The following is a 24,518-nucleotide window of genomic DNA, read 5'->3' as shown; positions in this document are numbered from 1 at the left end:
GAGCCTCCGTTGCTGCGTGCCCCCGCAGAGATCAAGTTCGCCGAAGAGCTCGACTACCTCGAGTCGATCGACACCTCCCCGAAGCCGTTCTCCTGGCGGCTCAGCCCGCGCATGGTGCGCATCTTCGTGCTCGGCTCCGACCGCGCCGACGGCCTCGACCGCGAGATCCCGCAGAAGTGGTTCGGCGACCGCAGCTTCGTCGAGCGCAGCATCGTCACGCTCGCCTCCGACCGCGGCCTGCTGCTCATCGGCGACCCCGGCACGGGCAAGAGCTGGCTCGCCGAGCTCCTGGCCGCGGCGATCTCGCGCAACTCCACCCTGGTCGTCCAGGGTACGGCCGGCACCACGGAAGACCACATCAAGTACTCCTGGAACGTCTCCATGGTCATCGCCAAGGGCCAGTCCAAGGAATCGATGATCCCCTCGCCCATCATGACCGCGATGGAACGCGGCGTGATCGGCCGCTTCGAGGAGCTGACCCGCTCCACCAGCGACGTGCAGGACGCGCTGATCTCGATCCTGTCGGAGAAGTACGTCTCCATCCCCGAGCTGCCCGACGACGACAACATCGTCTTCGCCCAGCCCGGCTTCTCCATCATCGCCACCGCCAACAGCCGTGACCGGGGCGTCAACGACCTGTCCTCGGCCCTGAAGCGCCGGTTCAACTTCGTGCGCATCCCCGTGGTGACGAACAAGAAGAGCGAGGCGGAGATCGTCCGCTTCCGTACCGAGGAGCTGCTGCGCAGGCACCAGATCGAGCTGGAGCTGCCGCCGACGCTGCTGGACATCCTGCTGCAGAGCTTCGCCGACCTGCGCGCCGCCGCGGCCTCGGCCACCAGTGACGACGAGAAGCTGGAGTCGGCGCTGTCCACCGCCGAGCAGATCGGCGTGCTGGAGGACGCCATCCTGCACAGCCAGTTCTTCGGCGACAACACGCTGAAGGCGGCGACCCTGGCCAGTTCGCTGGTCGGCTCGCTGGCCCGGCGCAGCCCGGAGGATCTGGCGATCCTCAACAAGTACCTGCACGGCGTCATCGAACCGCGCAGCAAGAAGGACGAGGGCGGGCCGTGGAAGGAATTCCTCGACGGCGGCCGTGAGGCGATCTCCACCCTGTCATGAGCCCCTTCGACCCCCTGCGCGAGCAGCTCGCGAGCGCCGCGGAGACGTTCGGCGCCGGTCTGATCGACGACGTCGAGCAGGCGCTGCGGACCGACGTGGAGATCTTCCCGGTCTGCCACCACTCGCCGGCCTCCGGGCTGGCGATGGTCCGGCGGCTGCGGGAGAAACAGCCCAAGGTCATCTACCTGGAGTTGTGCGAGGACCTGCGACCCGTCCTGGACGAACTGCACAACTGCAAGCTCCCGGTCGCGCTGCAGGCCTTCGCCACCGACATCGACGGCTTCCCGAAGGAGTGGGCGCCGCTGAGCGTGGTCGCGCCCATCACCGAGTCGTCCGCGGAGTACCAGGCCATCGCCTACGCCCTGGACACCCCCGGGGTGGAGATCGTCCTGGTGGACCGATCGGTCGACCACGTGTTCCAGTGGGAGCCGCGGGCGGAGTCGGCCGACGTCGGCATCGAGATCGGCGACCTGCGGCCCGGCTTCGCCGCCCTGGAGGAGCACCTGCTCCACCACGGCAAGGTGCGCCACTGGTCGGAGTGGTGGGACCAGTACGTCGAGCAGCCGCTGTCCGGCGCGGACTACGAGACCTACCGCCAGGTCATGGTGCTCATCGGCAGCCTGTTCCGCCGCATCAAGCCCGGCGGCAACGAGGTGGACGAGGACCGCGAGCGCTACATGTGGACCAGGATGCGCGAGCACCTGGCCGCGACCGGCGCCGACCCCGCCGACTGCCTGTACGTGTGCGGCGCCTTCCACGCCGCCAGCCCGGTCATGGACGAAACCCTCGACATCAGCCCGCGCACCAAGACGAGCTGGCTCTACGGGCTCATCCCCTCCAGCCACTCGGCCATCGAGAACCAGTTCGGCCTCGCGCCGGGCTCGGTCTCGATCGCGGCCGCGACCTGGGACAAGTCACTCAAACGGCACGGCCTGGCCTCATACCAGCTCGGCTCCAAGCGCAAGGGTAAGACGCCCGCCCCGGTCGAGTCGCAAGGGCTGCACGCCTTCCTCACCCAGCCGCCCGTCCTCGACGGCTTCGACGAGGCGGAACTGCTCGGGTGGTGCGTCGAGATCGTCCGGCTGGCCAGGCGCAACGGCTACCTGGCCAGCACCGCCGACGCCATCGCGGTGTTCGAGACGTCGATCCTGCTCGCGGGCATGCGCAACAGGAAGCGGCCCACGCCGTACGACTTCCAGGACGCCGCGGTCACCTGCATCGAGAAGGACGTCGTACCCGGCCGCAGGGACGTACGGCGGCTGGTCGAGATCATGCTCGGCGGCGACAAGGTCGGTCAGGTCGGCTACGACTCGCTGCCGCCCCTGGCCAGAGACGTGCTCGACCGGCTCAAGCCGCTCGGGCTCGACCTGGAGAAGCGGACCATCCAGCGGGCCCTGATCGACCTCGACGCCCACCCCGAGCTCGAACCCTGCTCCCACCTGCTGTGGATCCTGCGCAGGCTGCTGCCCGACGACGCCGTCCGGCCCATCATGGGCTCGCGCCGGCTCGGCGAGCGCTCCCACCAGGAGAGCTGGGACCTGTCGATCGGCCGCAACCAGCGCTCGATCATCGAGCTGGGCTACGAGGGCGTCACCATCGAACAGGTCCTTGAGCAGCGGCTACGGCGCGCGGTCTGGGACCCGAAGGCGACCGCCTCGGTGGCGCTGGACGCGGTCGAGGACTCCATCCTCTACCTGGGCAGCAGGCGGTTCACCGACGAGCTCGGGGCCCGCGCCATCCAGTTGCTGTCCGGCGAACGCACCGTCGACGACGCCCCCGACGTGCTCCGGCGCATCCGCCGCCTGCTGGCCCACTACCGGGCCACGGAGCCGGAGCTGCCGGAGTGGGCCAAGGCGTTCGTGACCACCGGGTACGCGCACTACTGCACGTTGCTGCCCACGGCCTTCGTCGAGGAGGAGACCGGGGTGCGCCAGGTGGGCGCGATGCTCGGGTTCCTGTTCACGATGGAGAGCCTGGCGTTGTCGCTGGGCTGCGACCGGGCTCAGCTTGAGCTGGCCGTACAGCAGTCGCACCCGACGGTGCCGGCGAAGGTGGCGCTGCTGTGGACGGCGCGCTACCAGCTCGGGCTGCTCAGCATGGCGGAGCTGCGGGAGCTGGTCGGTGGGCTGCTCGGCAGCCCGCTGGTGGTGCCGTCGGTGCCGCAGTACGTGAGCGGGTTCGTGCAGGCGCTGGAGTCGGCGCCCGCGCTGGCTCCGTTCGTGGTGGAGGTGTTGTCCAGGGCGTTCGGGCAGTTGCCCGACGACGTGCTGCTGCCCTGGCTGCCCAAGCTGATCACCGCCCTGCGGGAGCAGGCGCCCGAGCTGGTGCCGGTGCTGGTCCGTGAGGCCGAGCGGACGTTCCCCGCCCGGCTGGGCGAGGTGGACTCGTTCACGCCGCCGTGGCTGGCCAAGCCTTCTTCGCGCAGAGCCGTGGCGGTTTCCGGTCCGGTCAGCGAGTTGCTGGCCGCGCATCCGGCGACCGGGGCCGCGGTCGGGGAGCTGCTGGGCTGCGAGCCGGTCGCCGGCCTGGACGCCGAGATCGGTGCGCTGCTGGCGGCGTATCCGGCGACCGGGGTGGCTGTCGCGGGCCTTCTGACCTGAGTTCCGCGTGGAAGCGGCCGGCCGGGTTCCGCCGGCCGCTTCCTTCAGTCCTCCGCCCGCGTCCGGCCGGGCCAGGGGAGGTCGGCGCCCGCGACCGTGCAGGTCAGCGCGGCCACCTCGGCGGCGAACGCGGCGGCCGCGCGGGCGCTCTCCAGGTCGAGCCGGTCCAGGCGGCCGCCGAGATGTCCGTGCAGGCGGTGCAGAAGCCCGGCGGTGAACGCGTCCCCCGCGCCCACCGTGTCCACCACCTCGACCGGCACCCCGGGCACCACGACCCGTTCGCCGTCCAGCGACACCATCGCCCCGGCGGCGCCCCGGGTCACCACGACCAGGCGGACGCCCTGCTCGTGCCATCGGTCGCAGGCGGCCTCCTGGGAGGTTTCCGGCAGCAGGAAGGCCAGGTCCTCCTCGCTGAGCCGCAGGATGTCGGCGCCGCCGGGCAGACGCTTCAGGTACGCCTCTCGCCCGGCGAGGCCGGGCCGTACATTGGGATCGACGGAGATCGTCGCGTACGGCGCCGCGGCCGCCACGAAATGGGCCACCTCCTCGGCCCCAGGCTCCTTGACCAGCGCCAGCGACCCCGTGTGCAGACACGATGCTCCGCCGAGCCGATCGAGCCCGAGCTCGGCCCGGCTCCACTGAAAGTCCGCCGCCCCGTCGGCGTGGAACGAGTAGACGGCCCGGCCGGCCGCATCGAGCGCGGCGACGGCCAGCGTGCTCGGCTCGGCGGCGTCCACCACGCCGGAAACATCGACCCCGGCCCCGGCCAGCCGCTCCCTGAACAGCCGCCCGAACACGTCACCGGAAACCCGCCCCAGGAACCGCGTGGGCGTCCCGAGCCTGCCCAGCGCCACAGCCGTGTTGGCCGGACCGCCCCCCGGCAGCACCCGGAGCGCCAGCTCCCCGCGGACCGCCCCGTCCGAGAACGCGTCCGCCACGCACTCCCCCAGCACCGCGATCACCGAACCTCCCAGGGCCATCAGAGCGAAACTACTGCCTGTTGGCGAAAACCAGCACGACCACGATCGCCGCGAACACCACGAGCAGCACCAGTGCGCTCTGAGCCGCCGCCGTCCAGCCCCGGTCGGCGGCGGCCAGGAAGACGGCGCCGGTCAGTGTTCCGCCCAGGACGCCGCCGGTCTCCTGGGCGGTGCCCAGCACTCCGGCCGCGGCGCCGGCTCGTTCCCCGCGTACCCTCGCCAGGACGGTCGAGATCAGCGGGGACATCAGCAGGCCCATCCCCGCCCCGACCACTCCGAGCGCCACCGCGATCAGGTACGGCTCGCCCGCGCCGACCGCACCGTGCACCAGCACCAGCCCGGCCACGATGGCCAGCGCCCCGGCCACCGGGCGGCCCCGGCGTAGCGAGGCCACGAAGAAGCCCGCGTTGAGCGCGGTGAACACCATTCCGGCGGACAGCGGCCCGAGACCCAGGCCGTCCTGCAGATACACGGCCAGGACGAACGACAATCCCGCCGACCCGCCGAACAGCAGCGCCACGGCCACCAGCCCGCGCGCGAAGCCCTGCTCTCCGAACACGCGCAGGTCCAGCAGGGGTTCGGGACGTGTACGCTGGCGGGCCACGAACGCCGTGAGCAGCGGTGCGGAAAGGGCGAGCAGCAACCAGGTCCACAGCGGCCAGCCCAGCTCGGGCCCCTGCACCAGCGGCAGCACGATCGCCGCCAGCCCGCCCGCCACCAGCAGCGCCCCCGGCACGTCCAGCGTCCGCCCCGCGCCCGCCGGGGCGGAGGCCGGGAGTTCGGGGAGGACGATCCTGGCCACCAGCAAGGCGGCGACGCCGATGGGCAGGTTGATGAGGAAGACCGCGCGCCAGCCCAGCCCGCCGAGGTCGGCCGCCATCAGCAGACCGCCGACCACCTGCCCGCTGACCCCGGCCACGCCGGTGGCGGTGCCGTACCAGCCGAAGGCCCGGGCGCGGTCGGCGCCGGGGTAGAGGGCGCCGATCAGCGTGAGGACCTGCGGTGCCAGGAGGGCGGCCGCGCTCCCCTGCACCACCCGGGCCACGATCAGCACCAGGATGCCCGGCGCCGTACCGGCGGCAACGGAGGCCAGCGTGAACAGCGCGAGCCCGGCCATGAAGATCCTGCGCGCCCCGTAGAGGTCCCCGAGGCGGCCGGAGATGATCAGCCCGGCGGCGTAGGCCAGGCCGTACCCGCCGAACACGAGTTGTGTCGCGGCGGGACCGGCGGCGAAGTCGGTGCGGATGGAGGGGATGGCGACGTTGGCGATGAAGAAGTCGAGCGTGGTCACGAACACCGCGACCAGCACGACGGGCAGGGGCAGCCAGCGGCTGGGGCTGCGCACGGCTGGACTGGCGAGGACCACGACGGCTCCTGGGGCGAGAGGGATGAGCGGTGGTTGAACACCAGCCCGGTCGAACCGGTTTCACCCTGCTCCAGGCCGATTCCGATCCCCTGCGGATCGGCTACGGATGGCGCATAATCTCCCCGTAATGCCGAACTCTCCCCGCTTCGCCGCACGTATCGCACCGGTCATCAACGCCGCCCACGTCAGCCTCCACGCCGCCGCCCGCCCCGGCTTCGAGCACCCTGCGTTCACCCCGGGCTTCCTGGTCGACCTGCGCTACACGCTCCCCCTCCGCCCCCTGACCCGCGCCGGCCTGTCCACGATCTACCGCTACACCAAGCCCGCGGACCTGGCGGAAGAAGTGGCCCTCCACCTGGCCCAAGGCACCCTGAAGGAGACGGACGCCCTCCACCCGACCCCCAGGACCACCACGTTCATCAGGGCCCTGTACGCCCACCACGAAGCCACCGCCGCCAGGATCTGGCCCGACGTGACGCACCTGGCCGCCCAGGTGGCCCGCGTGCTGGCCGCCGCCCCCAGGCAGCCGGGCGGCGCGCTGGAACTGATGGCCCCGCCCTACGAACCCCCCGGCGCCGCTCCGGGCCTCCTGCTGTTCAACCGCCTGGCCGCCCTCCGCTACAGCCGGGCCGACGCCCACGCCGCCGCCTGGCGGGCAGCGGGCCTCACGGCCGAAGAGGTGGTGAACCTGCGGGACGGCCCTCTGCACGCCGAGATCGAACACGCCACCAACGTGGCGGCGGCCGAGCCGTACGAGATCCTCACCGACAGGGAGCGCACCGACCTCCACACCGGCCTGAGCGCGCTGATCTGACTCAGTGCAGCCCCTTCTTCCCGAGGGCCCAGAAAGGCTTGACCTTGATCGAGGTACGCGCCCAGTTCCGCTCGCGCACCAGAAAGTCGCGGACCATCTGGCAGGTCTTGGCCTCACCCGCCACGTAGGCGGCACCGGTGTTGCCGGGCAGTTCCAGCTCGGCCAGCCCGGCCAGCAGCACGGTCGAGGACACGGCGGGGACACCGCGCCGGTGCACGCGCCGCAGCGGGTGCTCGCCGGGCATCGGCAGGTCGTGCTCGGCGCTCTCGCTCTCCAGCACGCCGTACACCTGCGCCGCCGGCCCGAGCTCGCGGATCATCGGCCCGAACGCGGCGCTCGCCGTCTCCTCGCCGACGAACACGTGGAACGGCGCCTCGCGGGTGAAGAAGTCGCCCTGCGGCCACCACAGCGTGACGGCCGAGCCGGGCTTGGTCTCGCGGGCCCAGACCAGGCCGATGCCGTCTCCGGGATAGTCGTGCACGCGCAGTTCGATGGCGAGCCCGTCGAGCTCCCAGATGGTGTACGTGCGCAGCGTCTCACCGGGCCGCAGGAGTCCGGGCACCGACAGCGGGTCGGTGATCTGGACCCTGACGTGCTGGCCCGCCCGGTACGGCAGGCCGATCGGCGCGCTCGCCACCAGCCGGATCCGCCGCATCGTGGGCGTGACCAGTTCGTTGTCGGTGACGGTCGCCTCGACCGTGTAGCGGGCGAAGTATTTCCGCATCACGCCTCCTTAATAGAGATAAGCTACCTTAGAGCCATTAAGCAAACATAGATACTCTAGGATGTCAACGTGGCAACGACAAGGCGGGACAGACTCCGGCAGGCGACGCTGGCCGAGATTCACGCGGCGGCGCGGCGGCTGCTGGTCGAACAGGGATCGGGCGCGGTCACGATCAACGCCGTCGCCAGGGAGGTGGGGATGAGCGGCCCCGCGCTCTACCACTACTACTCCGGACACGACGAGCTGGTCGGCGCCGTGACCGCGGGCTTCTTCCGCGAGATGGCCGAGGTGATGGAGGCCGCCCGCGACCGGAACTCGGGCGAGCCCTTGGAGACGCGCATCCTGGAGACGTGCCGCGCCATGCGCACGTGGGCGATCACGCACCCGGCCGAGTTCGGCTGGATCTTCGCCAGCCCGGCGAGCCCGCCCAACAAGCTCCCGGAATCGCCCCGATACCAGGCCGCCCACCACTTCGAACAGATCTTCAGCGGCCTGGTCACAGAGTTGTGGCAGACCAGGCCCTTCCCCGTGCCCGACCTGGCCGACCTGCCGCCCTCCCTGCAGGAGCAGCTACGCGCCTACTCGGCCGCCATCGGCGGCGCGCTGCCGCCCGCGGCCGCGCACGTCTTCCTGTCCTGCTGGATCCGCCTGTACGGCCTGCTGTGCATGGAAGTCCTGCACCAGCTCGACTTCGCCTTCACCGACCTGTCCCCGGTCTACGAGGAGTGCCTGCGCGAGCTGGGCGAAAGACTCGGCTTCCGCTAGCCGAACACCTCGTCGCGGGCCAGGTCCAGCGCGGTCAGCACGGCGCCCTGCAGGACGGCGTTGCCCTCGACCGTGCTCGGCCGCACCCGTGTGGGCGCCGGTGAGCGCAGCGCGACCTGCTCCTCGACCAGCGCGGCCAGTTCCTCGCCGCCCTCCCGGCCGATGCGTCCGCCGAGCACGACCAGCCCGGGGTCGAGCACGGCGACGACCGCGAACACGCCCCGCGCGACGCGCTCGGCCAGGCCCGTGCCGTCCTCCAGCGCGGCCTCGACCGCGCGGCAGAGGGTCGGATCGTGCATGCCCAGGTCGAGCGTGCCGATCTCGCCGGCGCCGCCGGACATGCCCCTGCGCAGCTTGCCGCCCAGGACGATCGCGCCGCCGACGCCGTCGTCCAGCCACATGAGCACGAAGTCGGCGACGCCGCGGGCCGCGCCCTGCCGGTGCTCGGCGATGGCGGCCAGGTTGGTCTCGTTCTCCAGGACGACCTGGACGCCCAGGCTCCGCCGTAGCTCGCCGAGCAGGCCGGGATGCCAGCCGCGCACGCGGTAGTCGCTGGTCAGCGCGCTGGTCTCCGGGTGGACGAGGCCGGGCGAGCCGATCACGACCGCCTGCAGCCGCCGCCCGCCCGCGGCCTGCGCGACCGCTCCGGCGATCGCCTCGTACAGGTCTTCAGAAGGCTCCCGTACGGCGGTGCCGACCTCGCGCCCGGTCAGGTCGGCCACGGTCACGCGCAGGCCGGTCCAGCGGATGTCCACCCCGGCGACGTGCGCGCGATCGGCCACCAGCCCGTAGACCCGGGCGTTCGGCCCGCGCCGGTCCTCGCCCGACTCGCCGGTGACCTCGATCAGTCCGGCCGAGCGCAGCCGTTCGACCAGGTCGGAGACCGTGGGCCGGGACAGGCCGGTGATCTCGCGCAGTTGTGGAGCGGTCAGCGGGCCGCGTTCGAGCAGCAGGTCGAGGGCGAGCCGATCGTTGATGGCGCGCGCCATGGCCGGGGTCGCGGTCTTCACGGGCCCATGATAGCCACGCGCTCTTTTCATCAGGAAGGCTAACTGTTAATTTCTCGTCTGTGACCAACCATCGCGCCATCGCTCTCGTGTTCGCCACCCACGGAGCCGTCGCGGGCAGCCTGTCCACGCGGATCCCCTGGCTGCAGGACCACTTCGCGCTCACTCCCGGCATGCTCGGGCTGGTGCTGCTCTGCCAGCCCATCGGCGCCTTCATCGGGATGCCGATGGCCGGCCGGCTGGCGTACCGGATCGGTGGGCGGCGGGCCACGCGCATCCTCATCGCGCTGTGGTGCGTGCTGGTCCTGGCGCCTGTCCTGGCGCCGGGGCCCGGGTGGTTGTTCGGGGCGTTCCTGCTGCTCGGCGCCGCCGCGGGCACCAGCGACGTGGTCATGAACGCGCACGCCGTCGTCCTGGAGCGCAGGCTCGGCCGCTCCATCATCGCCGGGCTGCACGGCCTGTGGAGCGTCGGCAGCCTCGCCGCGGGCGGGCTCGGCGTGCTCGCCGCCCACCTGGGCATCGACGCCCGGCTGCATCTGGCGGCGGTCGCCGTGCTGCTGCTCGGGCTGAGCGCGGTCGCCGGGCGCGGGCTCCTGGCCGACGAACCCGCCGCGGCCGGCGAGCCGGCGCCGCGCAGGTTCGCGCTGCCGACGCGGGCCATCGCGGCGATCGGGCTGGTCGGCTTCTGCGGCACCTTCGCCGAAGGCGCCTCCGCCAACTGGGCCGCCGTCTACGTCACCCAGGTCGCCGCCGCCGCACCCGCAGCGGCGGCCGCCACCTACACGGTCTTCATGCTGTTCATGGCCGGAACCCGGCTGCTCGGCGACCGGATCGTCGGCCGGTTCGGCGCGGTCGGCGTCGTCCGCGCAGGCGGGGTCGTCGCCGCCGTGGGCGGGGTCCTGGTCGTCGCCGGTCGCACGACGTGGGTGTGCGCCGCGGGCTTCGCGCTGATCGGGATCGGGGTCGCGGTCAGCGCGCCCCTGGCCTATGCGGCGGCCGGCCGTACCGGAAGCTCGCCCGGCGAGGGCGTGGCGGGCGTGACCACGATCACCTACCTGTCCAGCCTGATCGCGCCCGCCGTGATCGGCGGGGCCGCGGATGTCCTGTCCTATCCCGCGGCCTTCGCCCTGATCATCGTGGCCGTGCTCCTCATGGGCGCCCTGGCCGGCGCGCTGCGCCCCGCCCCCGCGCGGGAGCCGTGCCCGTCCTAGCCGAGCACGGGGAAGTTGGAGCGGAAGACGCCCTCGGGGTCGCGGGCGCGCTTGATCGCCCGCAGCTTCGCGAGCGTCTCGGCGGAGAACGCCGCGGCCGCGCTCTCCCCCGCCGCCAGGAAGGTGAACGGCTTGCGCCCCGACACCCGCTCGCCCAGCGCCGCCACGACCCGCTCCTGCTTGTCCCGCGACGCCGCGGAGAGCTGCGGGTTGATCGCCAGACCGAGCAGATACAGCAGGTACGGCTCCGCCACCCCGCCACTCGCGCCTTCCCCGCCCTTGGCCAGCGCCCCGCCGAGCTGCCTCACCTGGACGTTGATCAGCGGATCGATCGGCTCGGCGAGCAGGGCCGCCACGGCCTCGTCGTCGAGCCCGGTCAGCAGCTCACCCCGGGAGACGCCGGGCGACGGGTTCGTCGGCTCGTTGGTGATCGCGCCCAGCTCCGCGGTCGGCAGCGGCCCCCGGCTGTCGGACAGCAGCCCGCCGATCTCCTCGAACCTGCGCAGAAGCCGCCGCCCCTCCTCCGCCGAGCCCAGGAAGGCGGTGCTGATCCCGGCCATGGGCGGCGCGGAGGGGAACTGCACCCGGTTCAGCCAGATCGACAGCTCGTCCGGCGCGTAGGTCACGACCTCGCGCAGGGCCGCGAACACCTCGGGCGCGCGGTCGTCCGGCCACATCATGCTGCCGCCGTAGAGCTCCCGCTCCGGGTAGAGCGCGAACTCGACCGCCGTGACCAGCGCGAAGTCCCCGCCGCCGCCGCGCAGCGCCCAGAACAGGTCCTGGTCGGATTCGGCGGTGACCCGGGCGGGCGCGCCGTCGGCGGTCACCACGTCGAAGGCCAGGACGGCGTCGGCGGCCAGGCCGTACTTCCTGCTGAACCAGCTCAGGCCGCCGCCGAGCGTGTAGCCGGTGACGCTGACCAGCGGCATGCTGCCCGCGAGGCCGGTCAGGCCGTACTCGCCCGCCGCCCCCTGCACCTGGCCCCATCGCGCGCCGGCGCCCACGCGGGCCAGGCGGCGCTCCGGGTCGATCTCCACCCGGTCGAGCGCGGCGGTGCGCAGGAGGATCACGCCGTCGGTGTTGCCGGAGGCGCCGTGGCCGCTCGGCTGGGTGGAGATGGTCAGGCCGGTCTGGGCGGCATGCCGTACCAGGGAGGCGACGTCTTCGGCGTCGGCGGCGTGCGCCACCGCGGCGACCGGCTGGTCCACTGCGGAGTTCCAGGGCTTGCGGGCCTCGTCGAAGTCCTCGTCGCCGGGGAGCAGCATCCGGCCCTTGATCACGTCACGCAGATTGCTCTTCATAGTCTCTATGACGTAACCAGCGGGGTAATAGTGACCGTCTGGACCTAAGATTTACCCATGTCGGCTGGCGAGCACGTCCCGGGCATCGATCCACACACGCCGAGCGTCGCGCGAATGTACGACTATTTCCTCGGCGGGAAGGACAACTTCGCCGCCGACCGCCAGGCCGCCGAGAAGATCGTGCGACTGGTCCCCGAGATCACCGAGATCGCCCGCGCCAACCGCGACTTCCTCATCCGGGTGGTCCGCGTGCTGGTCGAGGCGGGGGTGCGGCAGTTCGTCGACATCGGCGCCGGTCTGCCCACGCAGCAGAACGTGCACGAGGTCGCGCTCGGCGCCGCCCCCGAGTGCCGCATCGCCTACGTGGACAACGACCCCATCGTCCTCACCCACGCGCGCGCCCTGCTGGCCGACAACACGCGGACCATCGTCATCGACGCCGACCTCAGGCGGCCCGAGACGATCACCGGCCACCCGGAGATCCGCGCCCACCTCGACTTCGACCGGCCGGTCGCGGTGCTGCTGTTCGCGATCCTGCACTTCGTCCCCTCCGACCTCGAGGCGGCCTCGATCGTCGCCCACCTGCGCGCGTCGATGGCGGCCGGCAGCTATCTCGCCATGTCGCACGGCTACGCCGGCGACCTGGCCGCCGAGACCGTCCGCGCCGGGCAGGCCGTCTACCGGGCGTCCTCGACGGGCTCCGTGGTCCCGCGCGGCGCCGACACGTTCGGCTCCTACTTCGACGGCCTCGATCTGCTGGATCCCGGTGTGGTCCCGGTCGAGGCCTGGCGTCCGGAGTGGGAGGAGCACAAACCCGACTTCGGCAAGCCGGGCCTGCTCGGCGCCGTGGCCCGCCTGCCATCAGCCGGATAGCCGCACCAGCACCGCGCTCACGGCGGCGAGCAGGACGGCGGCGACCGCGAGCGCGGCGGCGTCACCCACGCGCAGGTGCAGGAATCCGCCGATCAGCGCGCCGGTGAACATGGCCAGGATCGAGACCGCCCGCCGCCGGTTGGCGGTTCCGGGGGAGTCGGCGACCAGGCCGGTCAGCGTGGTGGTCAGCACCGTGGTGGTCATGTCGGGGATGCCGGTGTGGCGTACGGAGGCGTTCTGGATGCCCATGCCCAGCGCCAGCAGTACGATCACCACCGCGTCCGCCCCGGGCCCGGCCAGCACGAGCACGGCGGCGGCGAGCAGTCCGAGATGCACCAGCGTGAACGCCGTGAAAGACACCCTGCGCGCCACCCGCCCCGTCGCCCACGCCCCGAGCGCGAACGAGGCGATGGCCAGCGGCGAGGCCCACAGGCTCGGCTCCGCGACCCCCGCCAGCGCGAACCCGACGAACACCACGTTGCCCGTCATGTTGGCCACGAACACGTTGCCCAGGCCGAGAAAGCTGACCGAGTCCACGATCCCCGTCACCACGGTGAGGACGACGAGCATGGCGGGCAGGACTCCGCGCTCCTCGCCGGGGAGCAGCCAGGCGGCGGCACTCTTCATCGCACCGCAGGCTAACCCCGCGCCGCCGCCCGCCCGCGCCCCGACACGCGCTTGACCCCGGCCTGGTCGAGGCCGGGGTCAGGGGTTCGTTCTCAGTGGGTGACGGTCAGTTCCCGTTCGGGAGCGGGAGGAGCGTCGGAGGCGGCGGGCTTGCGGTCCCGGATGACCAGGACGGCGAGCAGGGCGGCCGCCGCGACACCGATCGCGCTCAGCGTGAACGCGCTGGACATCGCGGTGGTGAAGGCGTCCCGGGCGGCGGTGGCCAGACCGGCGTCGCCGAGGGCCAGGGCGTCGCCGATGGAGCTCTTGGCCGCGGCGGGGGCGCCGCCGGGCAGCGCGGCGGTGTAGCCGGAGGTGAGGATGCTGCCCAGGACGGCGATGCCGAGCGCGGCGCCGGCCTGCTGGATGGTGTCGTTGAGCGCGGAGCCGACGCCGGCCTGCTCCGGCGGGACGGTGCCCATCAGCGCGGCGATCGCGGCCGGCATGGCCAGCCCGCCACCGGCACCTAGGACGAACAGCGCGACCGCCGTCAGCACGAAACCGGAGCCGGAGCCCAGCGAGGCGAGCAGGACGAAGCCGCCCGCCATGACCAGCATGCCCCCCGCGATCAGCGGCCGGTTGCCGATCTTGGCGCCCAGCCCGGCGCCGAGCCCGTTGAACACCAGCGAGGCGATGGCCATCGGGATGAAGGCCATGCCGGCCTCGGTGGGCGTGTAGCCGAGCACGTACTGCAGGAACTGGGTCAGCACGAGCAGCAGCCCGCCGTTGCCGACCTGGACGAGGGTGAGGGAGAAGCTGGCGCCGGAGAAGGTGCGGTTGCGGAAGAGCGCGAGCGGGACCATCGGGTACGGCGTGCGCAGCTCCCACACCACGAAGGCGGCGAGCGAGACGACGGAGGTCACGAGGCTGACCCAGTTGAGGCCGTGCGGGAGGTCGATGATGGTCCAGACGAGGGTGACCATGCCGAGGGCCGACAGGATCGCGCCGAGCGGGTCGGCCTTGGTGGCCGGGCCGCGGGATTCGGGCATGAGGACGAGCGCGGCGACGATGGCGATGGCGGCGATGGGGACGTTGATGAGGAAGACCGCGCCCCACCAGAACCAGGCGATCAGCGCGCCGCCCAGGACGGGGCCGCCGACCAGGCCGAGCATGGCCACGGCCGACCAGGCGCCCATGGCCTTGCGCCGCTCCTCCTCGTCGAAGACGACGATCAGGATGGACAGCGTGCTCGGCATGATGAGCGCGCCGCCGATGCCCATGACGGCGCGGGCGGCGATCAGCGTGCCCGGGTCGGTCGCGAAGGTGGCGGCCAGGGAGGACAACCCGAACAGGGCCAGTCCGATGATCATCACCCGGCGGCGGCCGAACCGGTCGGACAGGCTGCCCGCGGTGAGCAGCAGGCCGGCGAAGACCAGGATGTAGGAGTCCAGGATCCACTGGGCGTCCTGCGCGGTGGCGCCGAGGTCGACGGCCAGCGGCGGGATGGCCACCGTGAGGACCATGTTGTCGATGACCAGCACGAGTGTGCTCAGGCACAACACGATGAGGATGAGCCACCTGCGGGGGTTGCGGGCGTCCATTGGGGTTGCCTCCAGCTGCGAAGTACGTCGTTCCCGTATGCGAACACTGTACCCAGTGAGAACGGTGTGCGCAACAGGCGTCAGCCTTGGGCTTTGATCCGGCGCCAGCCTCCCGCCCGGTTGTTGGCGATGATCTGCCGGAGCATGGCCAGCAGGGCGGGCCTGTTGATCGGCTCGCCCTGCCGTATCGAGATCATCCTGGCGGTCTTGTTGCCGTGGCCCGCGGTGATGATGCCTTCGGGGTCGGGCACGATCGCGCCGTCGTACAGGAACACGTTGACGTGGTTCTTCGCCGCCAGCAGGGCGCAGACGTTGCCCCGCAGCACGAAGTACGGCAGGACGGTGCGCTTGACCGTCTCGCTCAGCTCGGGGTCGGCGGCGTGGGCGAGGTCGCGCACCTCCTGGCAGATGGCCTGCTGCCACTCGGGCAGGGCGTCGATGTAGGCGTCGACTCGCGGGTCACGGGTGTAGGACATCGTTCCTCCTCAGGTACGTCTTCACCCGGGACGTAGAAGCCGACGCCCTGTTCTCGACATGCTTCAGGCAAGCTCTTCGCGCAGGATCGCCAGCGCCCGCTCGACACCGGAGACGTCACGGCCACCGGCCACCGCGCGGCGCGGGTCCTTGCCGCCCGCGCCGCCGCCCACCGCCCCGGCCGCCCGCCGGGCGATCTCCGGCGCGCCGGAGCCGCCCTCGGCCAGGTCGACCGAGAGCGCGACCGTCCTGCCGTCGGGCGAGCCCACCAGGCCGACCGCGCGGACGCCGGCCGCCAGCACCTCGCCTGCCAGGTGCCGCAGCGCCGCCTGGTCGCGCCCGTCACACCGGCGCACCACGACGCCGCCCTCGGCCCCGCGCGCCATCGCCGTCGCCAGCTCCCTGTCCAGCTCGGCCGCCAGCCTGCGGCGCTCGCGCTCGGCGCCGCGCACGGACTCCCGCAGCCGCTCGATGCCGTCCGGCACCTCGCCCGGCTCGCTCTTGAGCAGCCGCGCGGCCGTACGCAGCAGCGCGCGCTGCCCGCGGACCTCCTCGAACGCCGCAAGGCCCACCCGCGCCTCCACCCGCCGCAGGTTGGCGCCGATGGACGACTCGGCGGTGATGAGCACCTGGCCGATGTCGCCCAGCCGGGAGACGTGGGTGCCGCCGCACAGCTCCAAGGAGTGCTCGCCGGCCCTGACCACGCGCACCACGTCGCCGTACTTCTCGCCGAAGAAGGAGATCGCGCCCGCCCGCCTGGCCTCGTCGTAGCCGGTCAGGATGACCTCGACCGGCTGGTTGCCGAGGACCTCGGCCGCGACCAGCGCCTCGACCTCGTGGATCTGGTCGTCGGTGAGCGGCGCGTGATGGTTGAAGTCGAAGCGCAGGTAGTCGGGGGCGACCAGCGAGCCCTGCTGCCGCACGTGGCCGCCGACGACCTTGTTGAGCGCCCAGTGCAGCAGATGGGTACCCGTGTGGCTGCGCCGCAGCGCCGCGCGCCGGTCCCGGTCGACCTCCAGGCGTACGCGCTGGCCCGGCTCGAACGTACCCTCCGCGACCTCGACCAGGTGGCGGATGACGCCGGGGACGGGCGCGTCGGTGCCGAGCACCCGGCCCCGCCCGGTCGGTCCGTGGACCTGGCCGGTGTCGCCGATCTGGCCGCCGCCCTCCGGGTAGAAGGGGGTGGCGTCGGCGTACAGCTCGGCCCGGCCCGGTTCGATCGCGGTGACGCGGAGCAGGGTGGCGTCGGCCTCGGTGACCTCGTAGCCCAGGAAGTCCGTGGTGCCGGACGCGTCCAGGACCTCCCGGCCGGTGCCGCTCGTGGTCGCGGCCTTCACGACCTTCGCGCCGGCCCGCTGGCGTTCCATGGCCGCGGCGAAGCCGTCCTCGTCCAGGGCCAGCCCGCGCTCGGTCGCGACCTCCCTGGTGAGCTCGATCGGGAAGCCGTGGGTGTCGTGCAGCAGGAAGGCGACCTCGCCCGAGATGCCCTCCCGCCCGGCCAGGCCGTCGAGCAGTCCGAGCCCCTGGGTGAGCGTCTCGTGGAAGCGGTGCTCCTCACGCTCCAGCGTCTCCCGCACCCGGTCGATCGCGCCGGCGAGCTCCGGATACCCCGGGCCCATGACCCGCGCGACCGCTCCGGCCATCCGCGGCAGCACGCCGGAGCGCGCCCCGGCCCGGCGCGCGTGCAGGGCCGCCCGCCTGATGATGCGGCGCAGCACGTACCCGCGCTCCCCGTTGCTCGGGACGACGCCGTCGGCCAGCAGAAACGTCATCGACCGCGCGTGGTCGGCGAGGATGCGCAGGCTCACGTCACGCCCCTCATCCATCCCGTACGGCCGGCCGCACACCTCCTCGGCCACCGAGATCAACCGCCGCAGCCCATCGGTCTCGAACACCGACGAGGCGCCCTGCAGGATCGGCAGGATGCGCTCGAGACCCGCGCCGGTGTCGATGTTGACCTGCGGCAAGGGCCGCAGCGAGCCGTCGTCGAGCCGGTTGTAGGTCATGAAGACGAGATTCCAGATCTCCACGAACCGGTCCTCGCCGCCGTGCGCGGGCCCGCCGCCGGGTCCGAGCTCGGCGCCCATGTCGTAGAAGATCTCCGAGGAGGGCCCGCAGGGTCCGGTGGGCCCCATCTCCCAGAAGTTGTCGCCGGTGAGCCGCTGGATCCGCGCGAAGGGCACTCCCGCGATCTCCCGCCACAGCTCGGCCGCCTCGCCGTCGCTCTCGTGCACGGTCACCCACAGCCGGTCGGGATCGATGCCGAGCACCTCGGTGAGGAAATCCCACCCGTATTCGATGGCCGTGCGCTTGAAATAGTCGCCGAAGCTGAAATTGCCGAGCATCTCGAAGAACGTGAGATGGCGCCGGCTGCTGCCGATCACGTCGATGTCGTCGTGCTTGCCGCGGACGCGCACGCATTTCTGCGCGGTGGTCACCCTGGTGAAGCCGGGCCGTTCCTCACCCAGGAAATACGGCAGGAAGGGCACCATGCCCGCGTTGACGAAGAGCGGGGCGGCCGCGTGTGCCGGGATGAGACCTGCCGACGACCGACGCTCGTGGGCGCGCGCGGTGAAATAGTCCAGGAACGCTGACCTGAGCCGGTCGGCGGTCATCGGCATTTCCGTTCTCCCTTTTTCGCTCGCTGATTTCCGCCGAAGGTAGCAAGGCGAAGCCCGGGAACTCCTCTGGTTTTCCGCCTGTCGACGCCCTTGCCTTGACGCCCTAGGGTTGATCCGTTGACAACCCCTGTGGAGGACAGATGTCGCTGGCACGACTCGCCTTAACCGCAGCGGCGACGGGCTCGCTGGTCGCGCTCGTAGCCACCCCCGCCTCGGCCACCCCCGCCTCGGCGGCCTCGGCCGACCGGCCGCCGAAGACGACCAAGGGCCCGTGCGCCTACACCCAGACGCCCGACGAGCCGCCGGCCCGCCGGGTGCACCTGCCGCCGGACCCGCGCCGCACCCCCACCCGGCCGGTCTCCGCCGTCCTGGAGACCAACCACGGCGACATCCGCCTCACGCTCGACCCGGTCAAGGCGCCGTGCACCGTGCAGAGTTTCGTGCACCTGGTCAGGCACCGCTTCTACGACCGCACCTCCTGCCACCGCCTGACCGCCTACGACCGGCTGAAGGTGCTGCAGTGCGGCGACCCGAGCTTCACCGGCGAGGGCGGGCCCGGCTACAAGTACAAGGACGAGCTGCCGACCGACCTGCCGCCGTGGCCGGGCGACCCGACGGGGGTGCGCAAGACGTACGCGCGCGGCCTGCTGGCCATGGCCAACGCCGGGCCCAGCACCAACGGCAGCCAGTTCTTCCTCGTCATCGGCGACTCCGGGCTGGCGCCCAACTACACGGTCTTCGGGACCGTCGACGGCCCCGGCCTGGCCGCCCTCGACCGGATCGCGGCCGGCGGCATCCAGCCCACCCCGGGCGGCCCGACACCGCCCGTGGACGGCAAGCCGGTCCTCCCCGCCGACATCAGGGACGCGAGAATCAGCCGCCGCTGACGCCGGTCCCGCAGCGTTGGGGCTGCACGGGTACAGCCCCAACGCCAAGCTCTACCTGCGGACGTAGACGGTCTCCAGGGCCAGGAAGAGCTCGGCCGCCTGCCGCGGATGGTCGACCGAGCGGCCGGTGAGCTCCTTCACCCGGCCCAGCCGGTAGCGGACGGTGTTGCGGTGGCAGAAGAGCGCCTGCGCGGTACGCGCCGTCGAGCCGCCCTCGGCGAACCACGTGTAGGCGGTGGCCAGCAGGGCGTCCCGGTCGTCGGCGGGCAGGTCGAGCAGCCTGCCGAGCACCCTGTGGGCCAGGTCGTCGGCTGTCTCCAGACTGCTGGCCACCAGCGTGGCCACAGGGCGGTCGCCGTAGTGGGAGACGCCTTCCGCGCCCGCCGCCAGCGCCAGCCTGGCCAGCCGCAGCGCCGCCGCGGTCTGCGAGATCTGCTCGTAGGCGGGGCTCACCCCGTAGCGTCCTCCCGTCAGCGCGGGAAACGCCGCGTTCTCCGGCAGCGACAGTACGGCCAGCCGCTCCGTCGGCAGGTGCCGCCACACCGCGGCGACCGGCATCCCCGCGGTGACCTCGGCGGCGATCACGTGGAAGCGCCCCCGGTGCGGCAGCCCGAGCGCGTCGGCGCTCTGCCGGATCCGCACCGGGTCGGTGCCCAGCAGGGCGTCGAAGAGCACGTCCCGATCCCGCCTGGCCCGCTGGTCGCGCTCGGCCTCCACCTCGCGGTAGGCGGTCCTGATGGCCTCCGACATGAGGTCGAGCCCGAGCCACATCTCGCTCGCGCTGGCGATGAGGATGGCGTGCTCGTCGTCGCCCGCCTCGGCGACGAAGCTCTCCCACAGGAACTGGGTGCCCACCCGGTAGCTGTGCAGCAGCGCGGCCAGCGGCACGCCCCGCTCGGCGCGGCGGCGGGCGTTGGCCTCGGTGGAGGCGGTCGAGATCACCGCGCCACCCGACAGGTGCGTGAGCGAGAGCCGCAGTTGCTCGGCGCAGACCGCGGCCAGGTCGTCCGGCGGCACCACGGCCAGCTCGGCCTCCGCGGCGTGCACCCGCCTGGCCAGCTCGCCGCCCAGGTCCTCCACCCGCTCCAGCAACCGCGCGCTCAGCGCCGCGAACCTGGGATCCACCCGCTCATTGTGCCACGACACAATCTGCCGAACCGGATTCGCGACCGGTGAACGTTGCCCGCCGGTGATCCGCGAGACAGGCTGGTCGGGTGGCCTACTCCGACTTCCAGCTCGAGATCTACCTCAACGGCCTGACCGGCGCGCTCCCGCCGTACTCGGTGGACCCGGCCAAGCTCCAGGAGGCCGCCCGCAGCCTGCTGGAGGAGGGCCCCTACTGGTACGTGGCCGGCTCGGCCGGCAGCGGCGAGACCGACGCGGCCAACCGGGCGGCGTTCCTGCGGCGCGCGATCGTGCCCAGGATGCTGCGCGAGACCACCGAGCGGGACCTGAGCACCGAGCTGTTCGGGCGTACCTATCCCGCGCCGCTCGCGCTGGCGCCGATCGGTGTGCAGTCGATTGTGCACCCGCACGGTGAGCTGGCGACCGCTCATGCCGCCGCCTCGCTGGGGCTGCCGGCCATCCTGAGCACGGCCTCCTCGCACACGCTGGAGGAGGTGGCCGAGGCGGGCGGGCCGCGCTGGTACCAGCTGTACTGGCCGCACGACGACGAGGTCACGCTCAGCCTGCTGGAACGGGCCCGCAAGAACGGCTACGACACGCTCGTGGTCACCCTCGACACCTTCACGCTGGCCTGGCGGCCCAACGACCTCGACCGCGCCTACCTGCCGTTCCTGCGCGGGACCGGGCTCGCGATCCCGCTGTCCGACCCGGTCTTCCGCTCCCGGCTGGAGCGGCCGGTCGAGGAGGACCTCAACGCCGCGATCATGACGTGGGCGCCCATGTTCAACGGCCGCGCCCACACCTGGGACCAGCTCCCGCTGCTGCGCGACAACTGGGACGGGCCGATCGTTCTCAAGAGCATCCAGCATCCGGACGACGCCCGGCGCGCCGCCGACGCGGGCATGGACGGCGTCGTCGTCTCCAACCACGGCGGACGCCAGGTGGACGGCGCGCTCGGCTCGCTCGACGCGCTGCCCGCGGTCGTCGCGGCGGCCGGCGACCGGCTGACCGTGTTGTTCGACTCCGGCATCCGGTCCGGGGCGGACGTGGTCAAGGCGCTCGCTCTCGGGGCGCGGGCCGTACTCCTCGGGCGCCCTTACATCTGGGGGCTGGCGTGCGGCGGCGAGGACGGCGTGCGGCACGTCGTGCGCGCCCTGCTCGCCGACCTCGACCTCACCCTCGGCCTGGCGGGCTTCCGCACACCGGCCGAACTCGACCCGTCGATCCTGGAGGAACGATGAACCTGGAGCCCATCCCCACCGACCAGTTGTCCTTCCCCATGCCGGCGAAGTTCGACGACGTGGCCGACGAGCGGCGCCACCGCCAGGAGCGCCTGGTCGCCGCGCTGCGGCTGTTCGGCCGTTTCGGCTTCGAGGAGGGCGTCGCCGGGCACATCACCGCCCGCGACCCCGAGCACACCGACCATTTCTGGGTCAACCCGTTCGCCATGAGCTTCAAGCACATCAAGGTCAGCGACCTCATCCTGGTCAACCACGAGGGCCAGGTCGTGCACGGCCGCCACCACGTCAACCAGGCCGCGTTCGCCATCCACGCGATGGTCCACCAGGCCCGCCCCGACGCCGTGGCCGCCGCGCACTCCCACTCCGTGTACGGCAAGGCCCTGTCCTCACTCGGCGCCATGCTGGAACCGCTCACCCAGGACGCCTGCGCCTTCTACGAGGACCACGGCCTGTTCGACGACTACACGGGCGTCGTCGTGGAGACCGAGGAAGGCCGCAGGATCGCGACCGCGCTCGGCTCCCACAAGGCCGTCATCCTGCGCAACCACGGCCTGCTGACCGTGGGCGACTCGGTGGACGCCGCCGCCTGGTGGTTCATCACGATGGAGCGCTCGTGTCAGGCGCAGCTGCTGGCGAAGGCGGCGGGCCCAACGGTGCAGATCGACCACGACCAGGCCAAGCTCACCCACGGCCAGATCGGCAACGACTTCGTCGGCTGGCTCAACTTCCAGCCGCTTTACGAGCAGATCATCCGCACCGAGCCCGACCTTTTCGACTGATTTTTCGCCTTAAGATCACCACATCGTCACGCGCCTCCGGGCCGCCGTCCGCCGATACCGCTTCGGCCGGGCGGCGGCCGTCATCATCACGCTCTACCTGACCGCCGCGGCGCACGCCGCCGTGTCCGGCGACCTTCGAGTGCTGTCGATGGCCACGTTCTGGGTCAGCCCCTTCGCGGTGGCGGACTGGCTGGGGCTCGTGCTCGCCGGGATCTGCGGACTCAACGCCTGGGCGCTGTGGCAGGTGCTACGCGGTCCTGCGCTGCCCCGCGCGGGGAACCTCCCGCCGAGCGTGGTCTGGCCGCGGCGCCTGATCTATGCGGGCATCGTCGGCAACCTGGGCCTCTGGGAGCTCGTCGAAGAGCTGTCGGACATCGTGGCGGATGCGCGTGTACGCCCGCGACTTCGAATGGGACGAGAAGGACCCCGACGCGCCCGGCGAGGAACACCTCATCGTCGTCTACCCGGGCCGCTCCACCAAGAAGATCGCCCACGTCCCCTGGTCATGACGCGGTACGCAGGCTGGTCATGATGCGGTCGAGGGCGGCCAGGTCGCCGGGGTCCAGGGCGAGCATGGAGCGCGGCGGGCGGGCCAGGATGCGCTCGGCCGCCTCGGCGGCGGCCGTCCCCGCCGGCGTGAGGGTGACGATCTTGCTGCGCCGGTCGTCGGGGGAGACGCTGCGGGTCACGTAGCCGCGCTGCTCCAGGTCGTCCACCATCAGCGTCGTGTACGGCTTGTCCGTCGACAGGTCGGCGGTCAGCTCCCGCATGGTCTTGGGCCCGGCCAGCAGCCGGCGCAGCGCCTTGACCCGGAAGAAGCTCACGCCGAGCGTCTCGGCCACCTCCTTGCGACGGTCCTCCTGCCGCAGGACGAGGTCGTACATGGCGGCCCAGACACGGGCCACCGCCTCCTGGTCGGGGGTGTCGCTCATGGGGCGTCCGCCGTTCTGTCGGGAGCTTGGGCGAGCCTTTCGGCGGTACGGGCGGCGCTGCGGCGGGCCCAGCCGGTCGTGGTCAGGATACCGAGCAGCACGATGGCCACCCCGCAGCCGAAGACGATCCACCAGCCGATACGGCTGGCCGCGGGGAACCCGGTCGCGAACGGTCCGGCCACCGCCGAGGTGACCAGCGAGCCGATGACGGCGACACCGAGCGACTGCCCGATCTGGCGGCTCGTGGAGGCCACGGCCGCGGCCACACCGGCCTGGGTCCGTGGCATGCCGGCCACGGCGGTGTTCGTGATCGGCGCGTTGAGCATGCCGAAACCCACCCCGAACAGCACGTACGCGGCCATGAGCCGCCAGGTGGGCGTGTCCGCCGTCAGCCCCGTCATGATCAGCCCGCTGGCCCCCATGGTGGCCCCCGCCACCAGCAGCGGGATGCGGGTCCCGGCATTGCCGACGATCCGGCCGGACAGCGGCGAGCAGACCAGGGTCAGCCCGGCCATGGGCAGCGTGTAGAGCCCGGCGTGCAGCGCGGACAGGCCCAGCACGTCCTGGAGGTAGAGCGTGTTGACGAACAGGAATCCGGCGAAGGCGGCGAACCCGCACACCGCGATCACCGTGGCCCCCGTGAACGGCGCACTCCGGAAGAAGCGCAGGTCGATCAGGGGTTCGGTACGGCGCAGCTCGTACGGCACCAGACAGGCCAGCGCCAGCGCCGCGACCGCGAACCCGGCGAGCGTCCGCGGCGACCCCCACCCGGCCGCCGGCGCCTCGATGAGGGTGTACGTCAGCACGGCCAGCAACACGATGACCAGCACCTGCCCGACCGGGTCCACCCGGCGCGGGCGCGGCGCCCGCGACTCCGGCACGAACCGCGCGCACAGGAAGTACGCGGCCAGCCCCACCGGGATGTTGATCCAGAAGATCGCCCGCCACCCGGCCGAGTCCACCAGAACACCGCCGACCAGCGGCCCCAGCGCCATGCTGATCCCGACCACACCGCCCCACACGCCGATGGCCCGCGCCCGCTCGCGCGGCTCGGTGAAGGTGTTCGTGATGATCGACATGGCCACCGGGTTGAGCATGGACCCACCGACGGCCTGCAGCGCCCGCGCGGCGATCAGCCAGCCGAGGCCCGGCGCGAGCGAGCACATGAGCGAGCCGAGCGTGAACAGCGCCAGCCCCATCTGGAACGTACGGCGCCGGCCGACCCGGTCACCGGTCGAGCCGGCCAGCATGAGCAGGCTCGCCAGCACCACCGTGTAGGCATCGATGATCCACTGCAGGCCGGAGACGGAGGCGTTCAGGTCGCGGCGGATGGCGGGCAGCGCGACGTTCACGATCGTGTTGTCCAGGCCGACGATGAACAGGCTCATACAGCAGATCGCCAGGACGAGCATCCGCTGACGGGGGCTCAGCGCGAGGGCGACGGGCGTCCTATTGGTTATAGGCATACAACGATTATATTCGCATAACTAAA

22 protein-coding genes are annotated in these 24,518 nt (G+C 72.0%); 10 read left to right on the top strand and 12 right to left on the bottom strand.

What is annotated here, in order from left to right; genetic code table 11:
• Positions 1–9: 9 nt before the first annotated feature.
• Positions 10–1,119 carry an AAA family ATPase gene (locus ACFWYW_RS15250; protein ID WP_379613013.1) on the top strand — a complete coding sequence of 370 codons (1,110 nt, stop codon included), beginning with the start codon at positions 10–12 and terminating at the stop codon, positions 1,117–1,119.
• On the top strand, positions 1,116–3,719 hold the full coding sequence (locus ACFWYW_RS15245; protein WP_379613014.1) for a DUF5682 family protein: 2,604 nt from the start codon (positions 1,116–1,118) through the stop codon (positions 3,717–3,719). Before ACFWYW_RS15250 ends, ACFWYW_RS15245 begins: the two co-directional genes overlap by 4 nt.
• Before the next feature lie 44 nt (positions 3,720–3,763).
• Here the strand turns inward: ACFWYW_RS15245 and ACFWYW_RS15240 are convergent, their stop codons facing one another.
• Both ACFWYW_RS15240 and ACFWYW_RS15235 read right to left on the bottom strand, forming a co-directional pair.
• Positions 3,764–4,699 carry a carbohydrate kinase gene (locus tag ACFWYW_RS15240; protein ID WP_379613015.1) on the bottom strand — a complete coding sequence of 312 codons (936 nt, stop codon included), beginning with the start codon at positions 4,697–4,699 and terminating at the stop codon, positions 3,764–3,766.
• A 10-nt stretch (positions 4,700–4,709) separates the two neighbouring features.
• A complete protein-coding gene (locus tag ACFWYW_RS15235) occupies positions 4,710–6,065 on the bottom strand; it encodes an MFS transporter (protein ID WP_379613016.1) in 1,356 nt (451 codons plus the stop codon).
• Positions 6,066–6,192: 127 nt separating this feature from the next.
• On the opposite strand from ACFWYW_RS15235, the gene ACFWYW_RS15230 reads away from it, so the two are divergent.
• Entirely contained in the window at positions 6,193–6,879 is a 687-nt protein-coding gene (locus ACFWYW_RS15230; protein ID WP_379613017.1) for a hypothetical protein, read from the top strand.
• A gap of 1 nt (position 6,880) precedes the next feature.
• Here ACFWYW_RS15230 and ACFWYW_RS15225 read toward each other — a convergent pair whose 3' ends face one another.
• Positions 6,881–7,603 (bottom strand): siderophore-interacting protein, encoded by a 723-nt coding sequence (locus tag ACFWYW_RS15225; protein ID WP_379613018.1) that lies wholly within the window; start codon positions 7,601–7,603, stop codon positions 6,881–6,883.
• A 69-nt stretch (positions 7,604–7,672) separates the two neighbouring features.
• On the opposite strand from ACFWYW_RS15225, the gene ACFWYW_RS15220 reads away from it, so the two are divergent.
• Positions 7,673–8,368, top strand: a complete 696-nt coding sequence (locus ACFWYW_RS15220; protein ID WP_379613019.1) for a TetR/AcrR family transcriptional regulator — start codon at positions 7,673–7,675, stop codon at positions 8,366–8,368.
• On the opposite strand, the gene ACFWYW_RS15215 is transcribed toward ACFWYW_RS15220, so the two are convergent.
• Positions 8,365–9,378, bottom strand: a complete 1,014-nt coding sequence (locus ACFWYW_RS15215) for an ROK family transcriptional regulator (RefSeq protein WP_379613020.1) — start codon at positions 9,376–9,378, stop codon at positions 8,365–8,367. The genes ACFWYW_RS15220 and ACFWYW_RS15215 overlap by 4 nt on opposite strands.
• Positions 9,379–9,437: 59 nt before the next feature.
• Between ACFWYW_RS15215 and ACFWYW_RS15210 the strand changes: the two genes are divergently transcribed.
• Entirely contained in the window at positions 9,438–10,586 is a 1,149-nt protein-coding gene (locus ACFWYW_RS15210) for an MFS transporter (RefSeq protein WP_379613021.1), read from the top strand.
• Here the strand turns inward: ACFWYW_RS15210 and ACFWYW_RS15205 are convergent.
• On the bottom strand, positions 10,583–11,887 hold the full coding sequence (locus tag ACFWYW_RS15205; RefSeq protein ID WP_379613022.1) for an FAD-binding oxidoreductase: 1,305 nt from the start codon (positions 11,885–11,887) through the stop codon (positions 10,583–10,585). The two genes, ACFWYW_RS15210 and ACFWYW_RS15205, sit on opposite strands and share 4 nt — an antisense overlap.
• A gap of 57 nt (positions 11,888–11,944) precedes the next feature.
• Here ACFWYW_RS15205 and ACFWYW_RS15200 point away from each other — a divergent pair, with 57 nt between their 5' ends.
• Positions 11,945–12,760, top strand: coding sequence for an SAM-dependent methyltransferase (locus ACFWYW_RS15200; RefSeq protein ID WP_379613023.1), 816 nt, complete (start codon positions 11,945–11,947; stop codon positions 12,758–12,760).
• On the opposite strand, the gene ACFWYW_RS15195 is transcribed toward ACFWYW_RS15200, so the two are convergent.
• The 4 genes from ACFWYW_RS15195 to alaS form a co-directional block, all read right to left on the bottom strand.
• Positions 12,749–13,387, bottom strand: coding sequence for a YoaK family protein (locus tag ACFWYW_RS15195; protein ID WP_379613024.1), 639 nt, complete (start codon positions 13,385–13,387; stop codon positions 12,749–12,751). The two genes, ACFWYW_RS15200 and ACFWYW_RS15195, sit on opposite strands and share 12 nt — an antisense overlap.
• A gap of 92 nt (positions 13,388–13,479) precedes the next feature.
• Positions 13,480–14,967, bottom strand: coding sequence for an MFS transporter (locus ACFWYW_RS15190; protein WP_379613025.1), 1,488 nt, complete (start codon positions 14,965–14,967; stop codon positions 13,480–13,482).
• An 80-nt stretch (positions 14,968–15,047) separates the two neighbouring features.
• A complete protein-coding gene (locus tag ACFWYW_RS15185) occupies positions 15,048–15,443 on the bottom strand; it encodes a DUF1801 domain-containing protein (RefSeq protein WP_379613026.1) in 396 nt (131 codons plus the stop codon).
• 63 nt (positions 15,444–15,506) lie between these two features.
• Positions 15,507–18,062: an alanine--tRNA ligase gene (gene alaS / locus ACFWYW_RS15180; protein ID WP_379613027.1), complete on the bottom strand. Its 2,556-nt coding sequence runs from the start codon at positions 18,060–18,062 to the stop codon at positions 15,507–15,509.
• A 140-nt stretch (positions 18,063–18,202) separates the two neighbouring features.
• Here alaS and ACFWYW_RS15175 point away from each other — a divergent pair, with 140 nt between their 5' ends.
• Entirely contained in the window at positions 18,203–18,949 is a 747-nt protein-coding gene (locus tag ACFWYW_RS15175; RefSeq protein WP_379613028.1) for a peptidylprolyl isomerase, read from the top strand.
• 51 nt (positions 18,950–19,000) lie between these two features.
• Here ACFWYW_RS15175 and ACFWYW_RS15170 read toward each other — a convergent pair whose 3' ends face one another.
• The gene (locus tag ACFWYW_RS15170) at positions 19,001–20,074 is read right to left on the bottom strand and encodes a PucR family transcriptional regulator (RefSeq protein ID WP_379613029.1); all 1,074 of its coding nucleotides are present in this window, start codon (positions 20,072–20,074) and stop codon (positions 19,001–19,003) included.
• 89 nt (positions 20,075–20,163) lie between these two features.
• On the opposite strand from ACFWYW_RS15170, the gene ACFWYW_RS15165 reads away from it, so the two are divergent.
• From ACFWYW_RS15165 to ACFWYW_RS15155, 3 genes are all read left to right on the top strand, one after another.
• On the top strand, positions 20,164–21,315 hold the full coding sequence (locus tag ACFWYW_RS15165; RefSeq protein WP_379613030.1) for a lactate 2-monooxygenase: 1,152 nt from the start codon (positions 20,164–20,166) through the stop codon (positions 21,313–21,315).
• Positions 21,312–22,094 (top strand): class II aldolase/adducin family protein, encoded by a 783-nt coding sequence (locus ACFWYW_RS15160; protein ID WP_379613031.1) that lies wholly within the window; start codon positions 21,312–21,314, stop codon positions 22,092–22,094. The genes ACFWYW_RS15165 and ACFWYW_RS15160 overlap by 4 nt, the downstream gene beginning before the upstream one ends.
• Positions 22,095–22,477: 383 nt before the next feature.
• Positions 22,478–22,603, top strand: coding sequence for a hypothetical protein (locus tag ACFWYW_RS15155; protein ID WP_379613032.1), 126 nt, complete (start codon positions 22,478–22,480; stop codon positions 22,601–22,603).
• Here the strand turns inward: ACFWYW_RS15155 and ACFWYW_RS15150 are convergent.
• Entirely contained in the window at positions 22,598–23,026 is a 429-nt protein-coding gene (locus ACFWYW_RS15150; RefSeq protein WP_379613033.1) for a MarR family winged helix-turn-helix transcriptional regulator, read from the bottom strand. The genes ACFWYW_RS15155 and ACFWYW_RS15150 overlap by 6 nt on opposite strands.
• A complete protein-coding gene (locus ACFWYW_RS15145) occupies positions 23,023–24,492 on the bottom strand; it encodes an MFS transporter (RefSeq protein WP_379613034.1) in 1,470 nt (489 codons plus the stop codon). The genes ACFWYW_RS15150 and ACFWYW_RS15145 overlap by 4 nt, the downstream gene beginning before the upstream one ends.
• Positions 24,493–24,518 lie beyond the last annotated feature (26 nt).

Origin of the sequence: Nonomuraea sp. NPDC059023, from assembly GCF_042740095.1 — a bacterium.
Classification (GTDB): Bacteria; Actinomycetota; Actinomycetes; order Streptosporangiales; family Streptosporangiaceae; genus Nonomuraea.
The sequence above is the reverse complement of the archived record's forward strand: the minus strand, read 5'-3'. Positions and strand labels throughout refer to the sequence as shown.

What these genes read in the sequence shown, in the direction of transcription:
- ACFWYW_RS15245 (WP_379613014.1), top strand. Translation starts at nt 1,116, where the DNA reads ATGAGCCCCTTCGACCCCCTGCGCGAGCAGCTCGCGAGCGCCGCGGAG.
- ACFWYW_RS15240 (WP_379613015.1), bottom strand. Translation starts at nt 4,699, where the DNA reads ATGGCCCTGGGAGGTTCGGTGATCGCGGTGCTGGGGGAGTGCGTGGCG.
- ACFWYW_RS15230 (WP_379613017.1), top strand. Translation starts at nt 6,193, where the DNA reads ATGCCGAACTCTCCCCGCTTCGCCGCACGTATCGCACCGGTCATCAAC.
- ACFWYW_RS15225 (WP_379613018.1), bottom strand. Translation starts at nt 7,603, where the DNA reads ATGCGGAAATACTTCGCCCGCTACACGGTCGAGGCGACCGTCACCGAC.
- ACFWYW_RS15205 (WP_379613022.1), bottom strand. Translation starts at nt 11,887, where the DNA reads ATGAAGAGCAATCTGCGTGACGTGATCAAGGGCCGGATGCTGCTCCCC.
- ACFWYW_RS15200 (WP_379613023.1), top strand. Translation starts at nt 11,945, where the DNA reads ATGTCGGCTGGCGAGCACGTCCCGGGCATCGATCCACACACGCCGAGC.
- ACFWYW_RS15195 (WP_379613024.1), bottom strand. Translation starts at nt 13,387, where the DNA reads ATGAAGAGTGCCGCCGCCTGGCTGCTCCCCGGCGAGGAGCGCGGAGTC.
- ACFWYW_RS15190 (WP_379613025.1), bottom strand. Translation starts at nt 14,967, where the DNA reads ATGGACGCCCGCAACCCCCGCAGGTGGCTCATCCTCATCGTGTTGTGC.
- ACFWYW_RS15185 (WP_379613026.1), bottom strand. Translation starts at nt 15,443, where the DNA reads ATGTCCTACACCCGTGACCCGCGAGTCGACGCCTACATCGACGCCCTG.
- alaS (WP_379613027.1), bottom strand. Translation starts at nt 18,062, where the DNA reads ATGCCGATGACCGCCGACCGGCTCAGGTCAGCGTTCCTGGACTATTTC.
- ACFWYW_RS15175 (WP_379613028.1), top strand. Translation starts at nt 18,203, where the DNA reads ATGTCGCTGGCACGACTCGCCTTAACCGCAGCGGCGACGGGCTCGCTG.
- ACFWYW_RS15160 (WP_379613031.1), top strand. Translation starts at nt 21,312, where the DNA reads ATGAACCTGGAGCCCATCCCCACCGACCAGTTGTCCTTCCCCATGCCG.
- ACFWYW_RS15155 (WP_379613032.1), top strand. Translation starts at nt 22,478, where the DNA reads ATGCGCGTGTACGCCCGCGACTTCGAATGGGACGAGAAGGACCCCGAC.
- ACFWYW_RS15150 (WP_379613033.1), bottom strand. Translation starts at nt 23,026, where the DNA reads ATGAGCGACACCCCCGACCAGGAGGCGGTGGCCCGTGTCTGGGCCGCC.
- ACFWYW_RS15145 (WP_379613034.1), bottom strand. Translation starts at nt 24,492, where the DNA reads ATGCCTATAACCAATAGGACGCCCGTCGCCCTCGCGCTGAGCCCCCGT.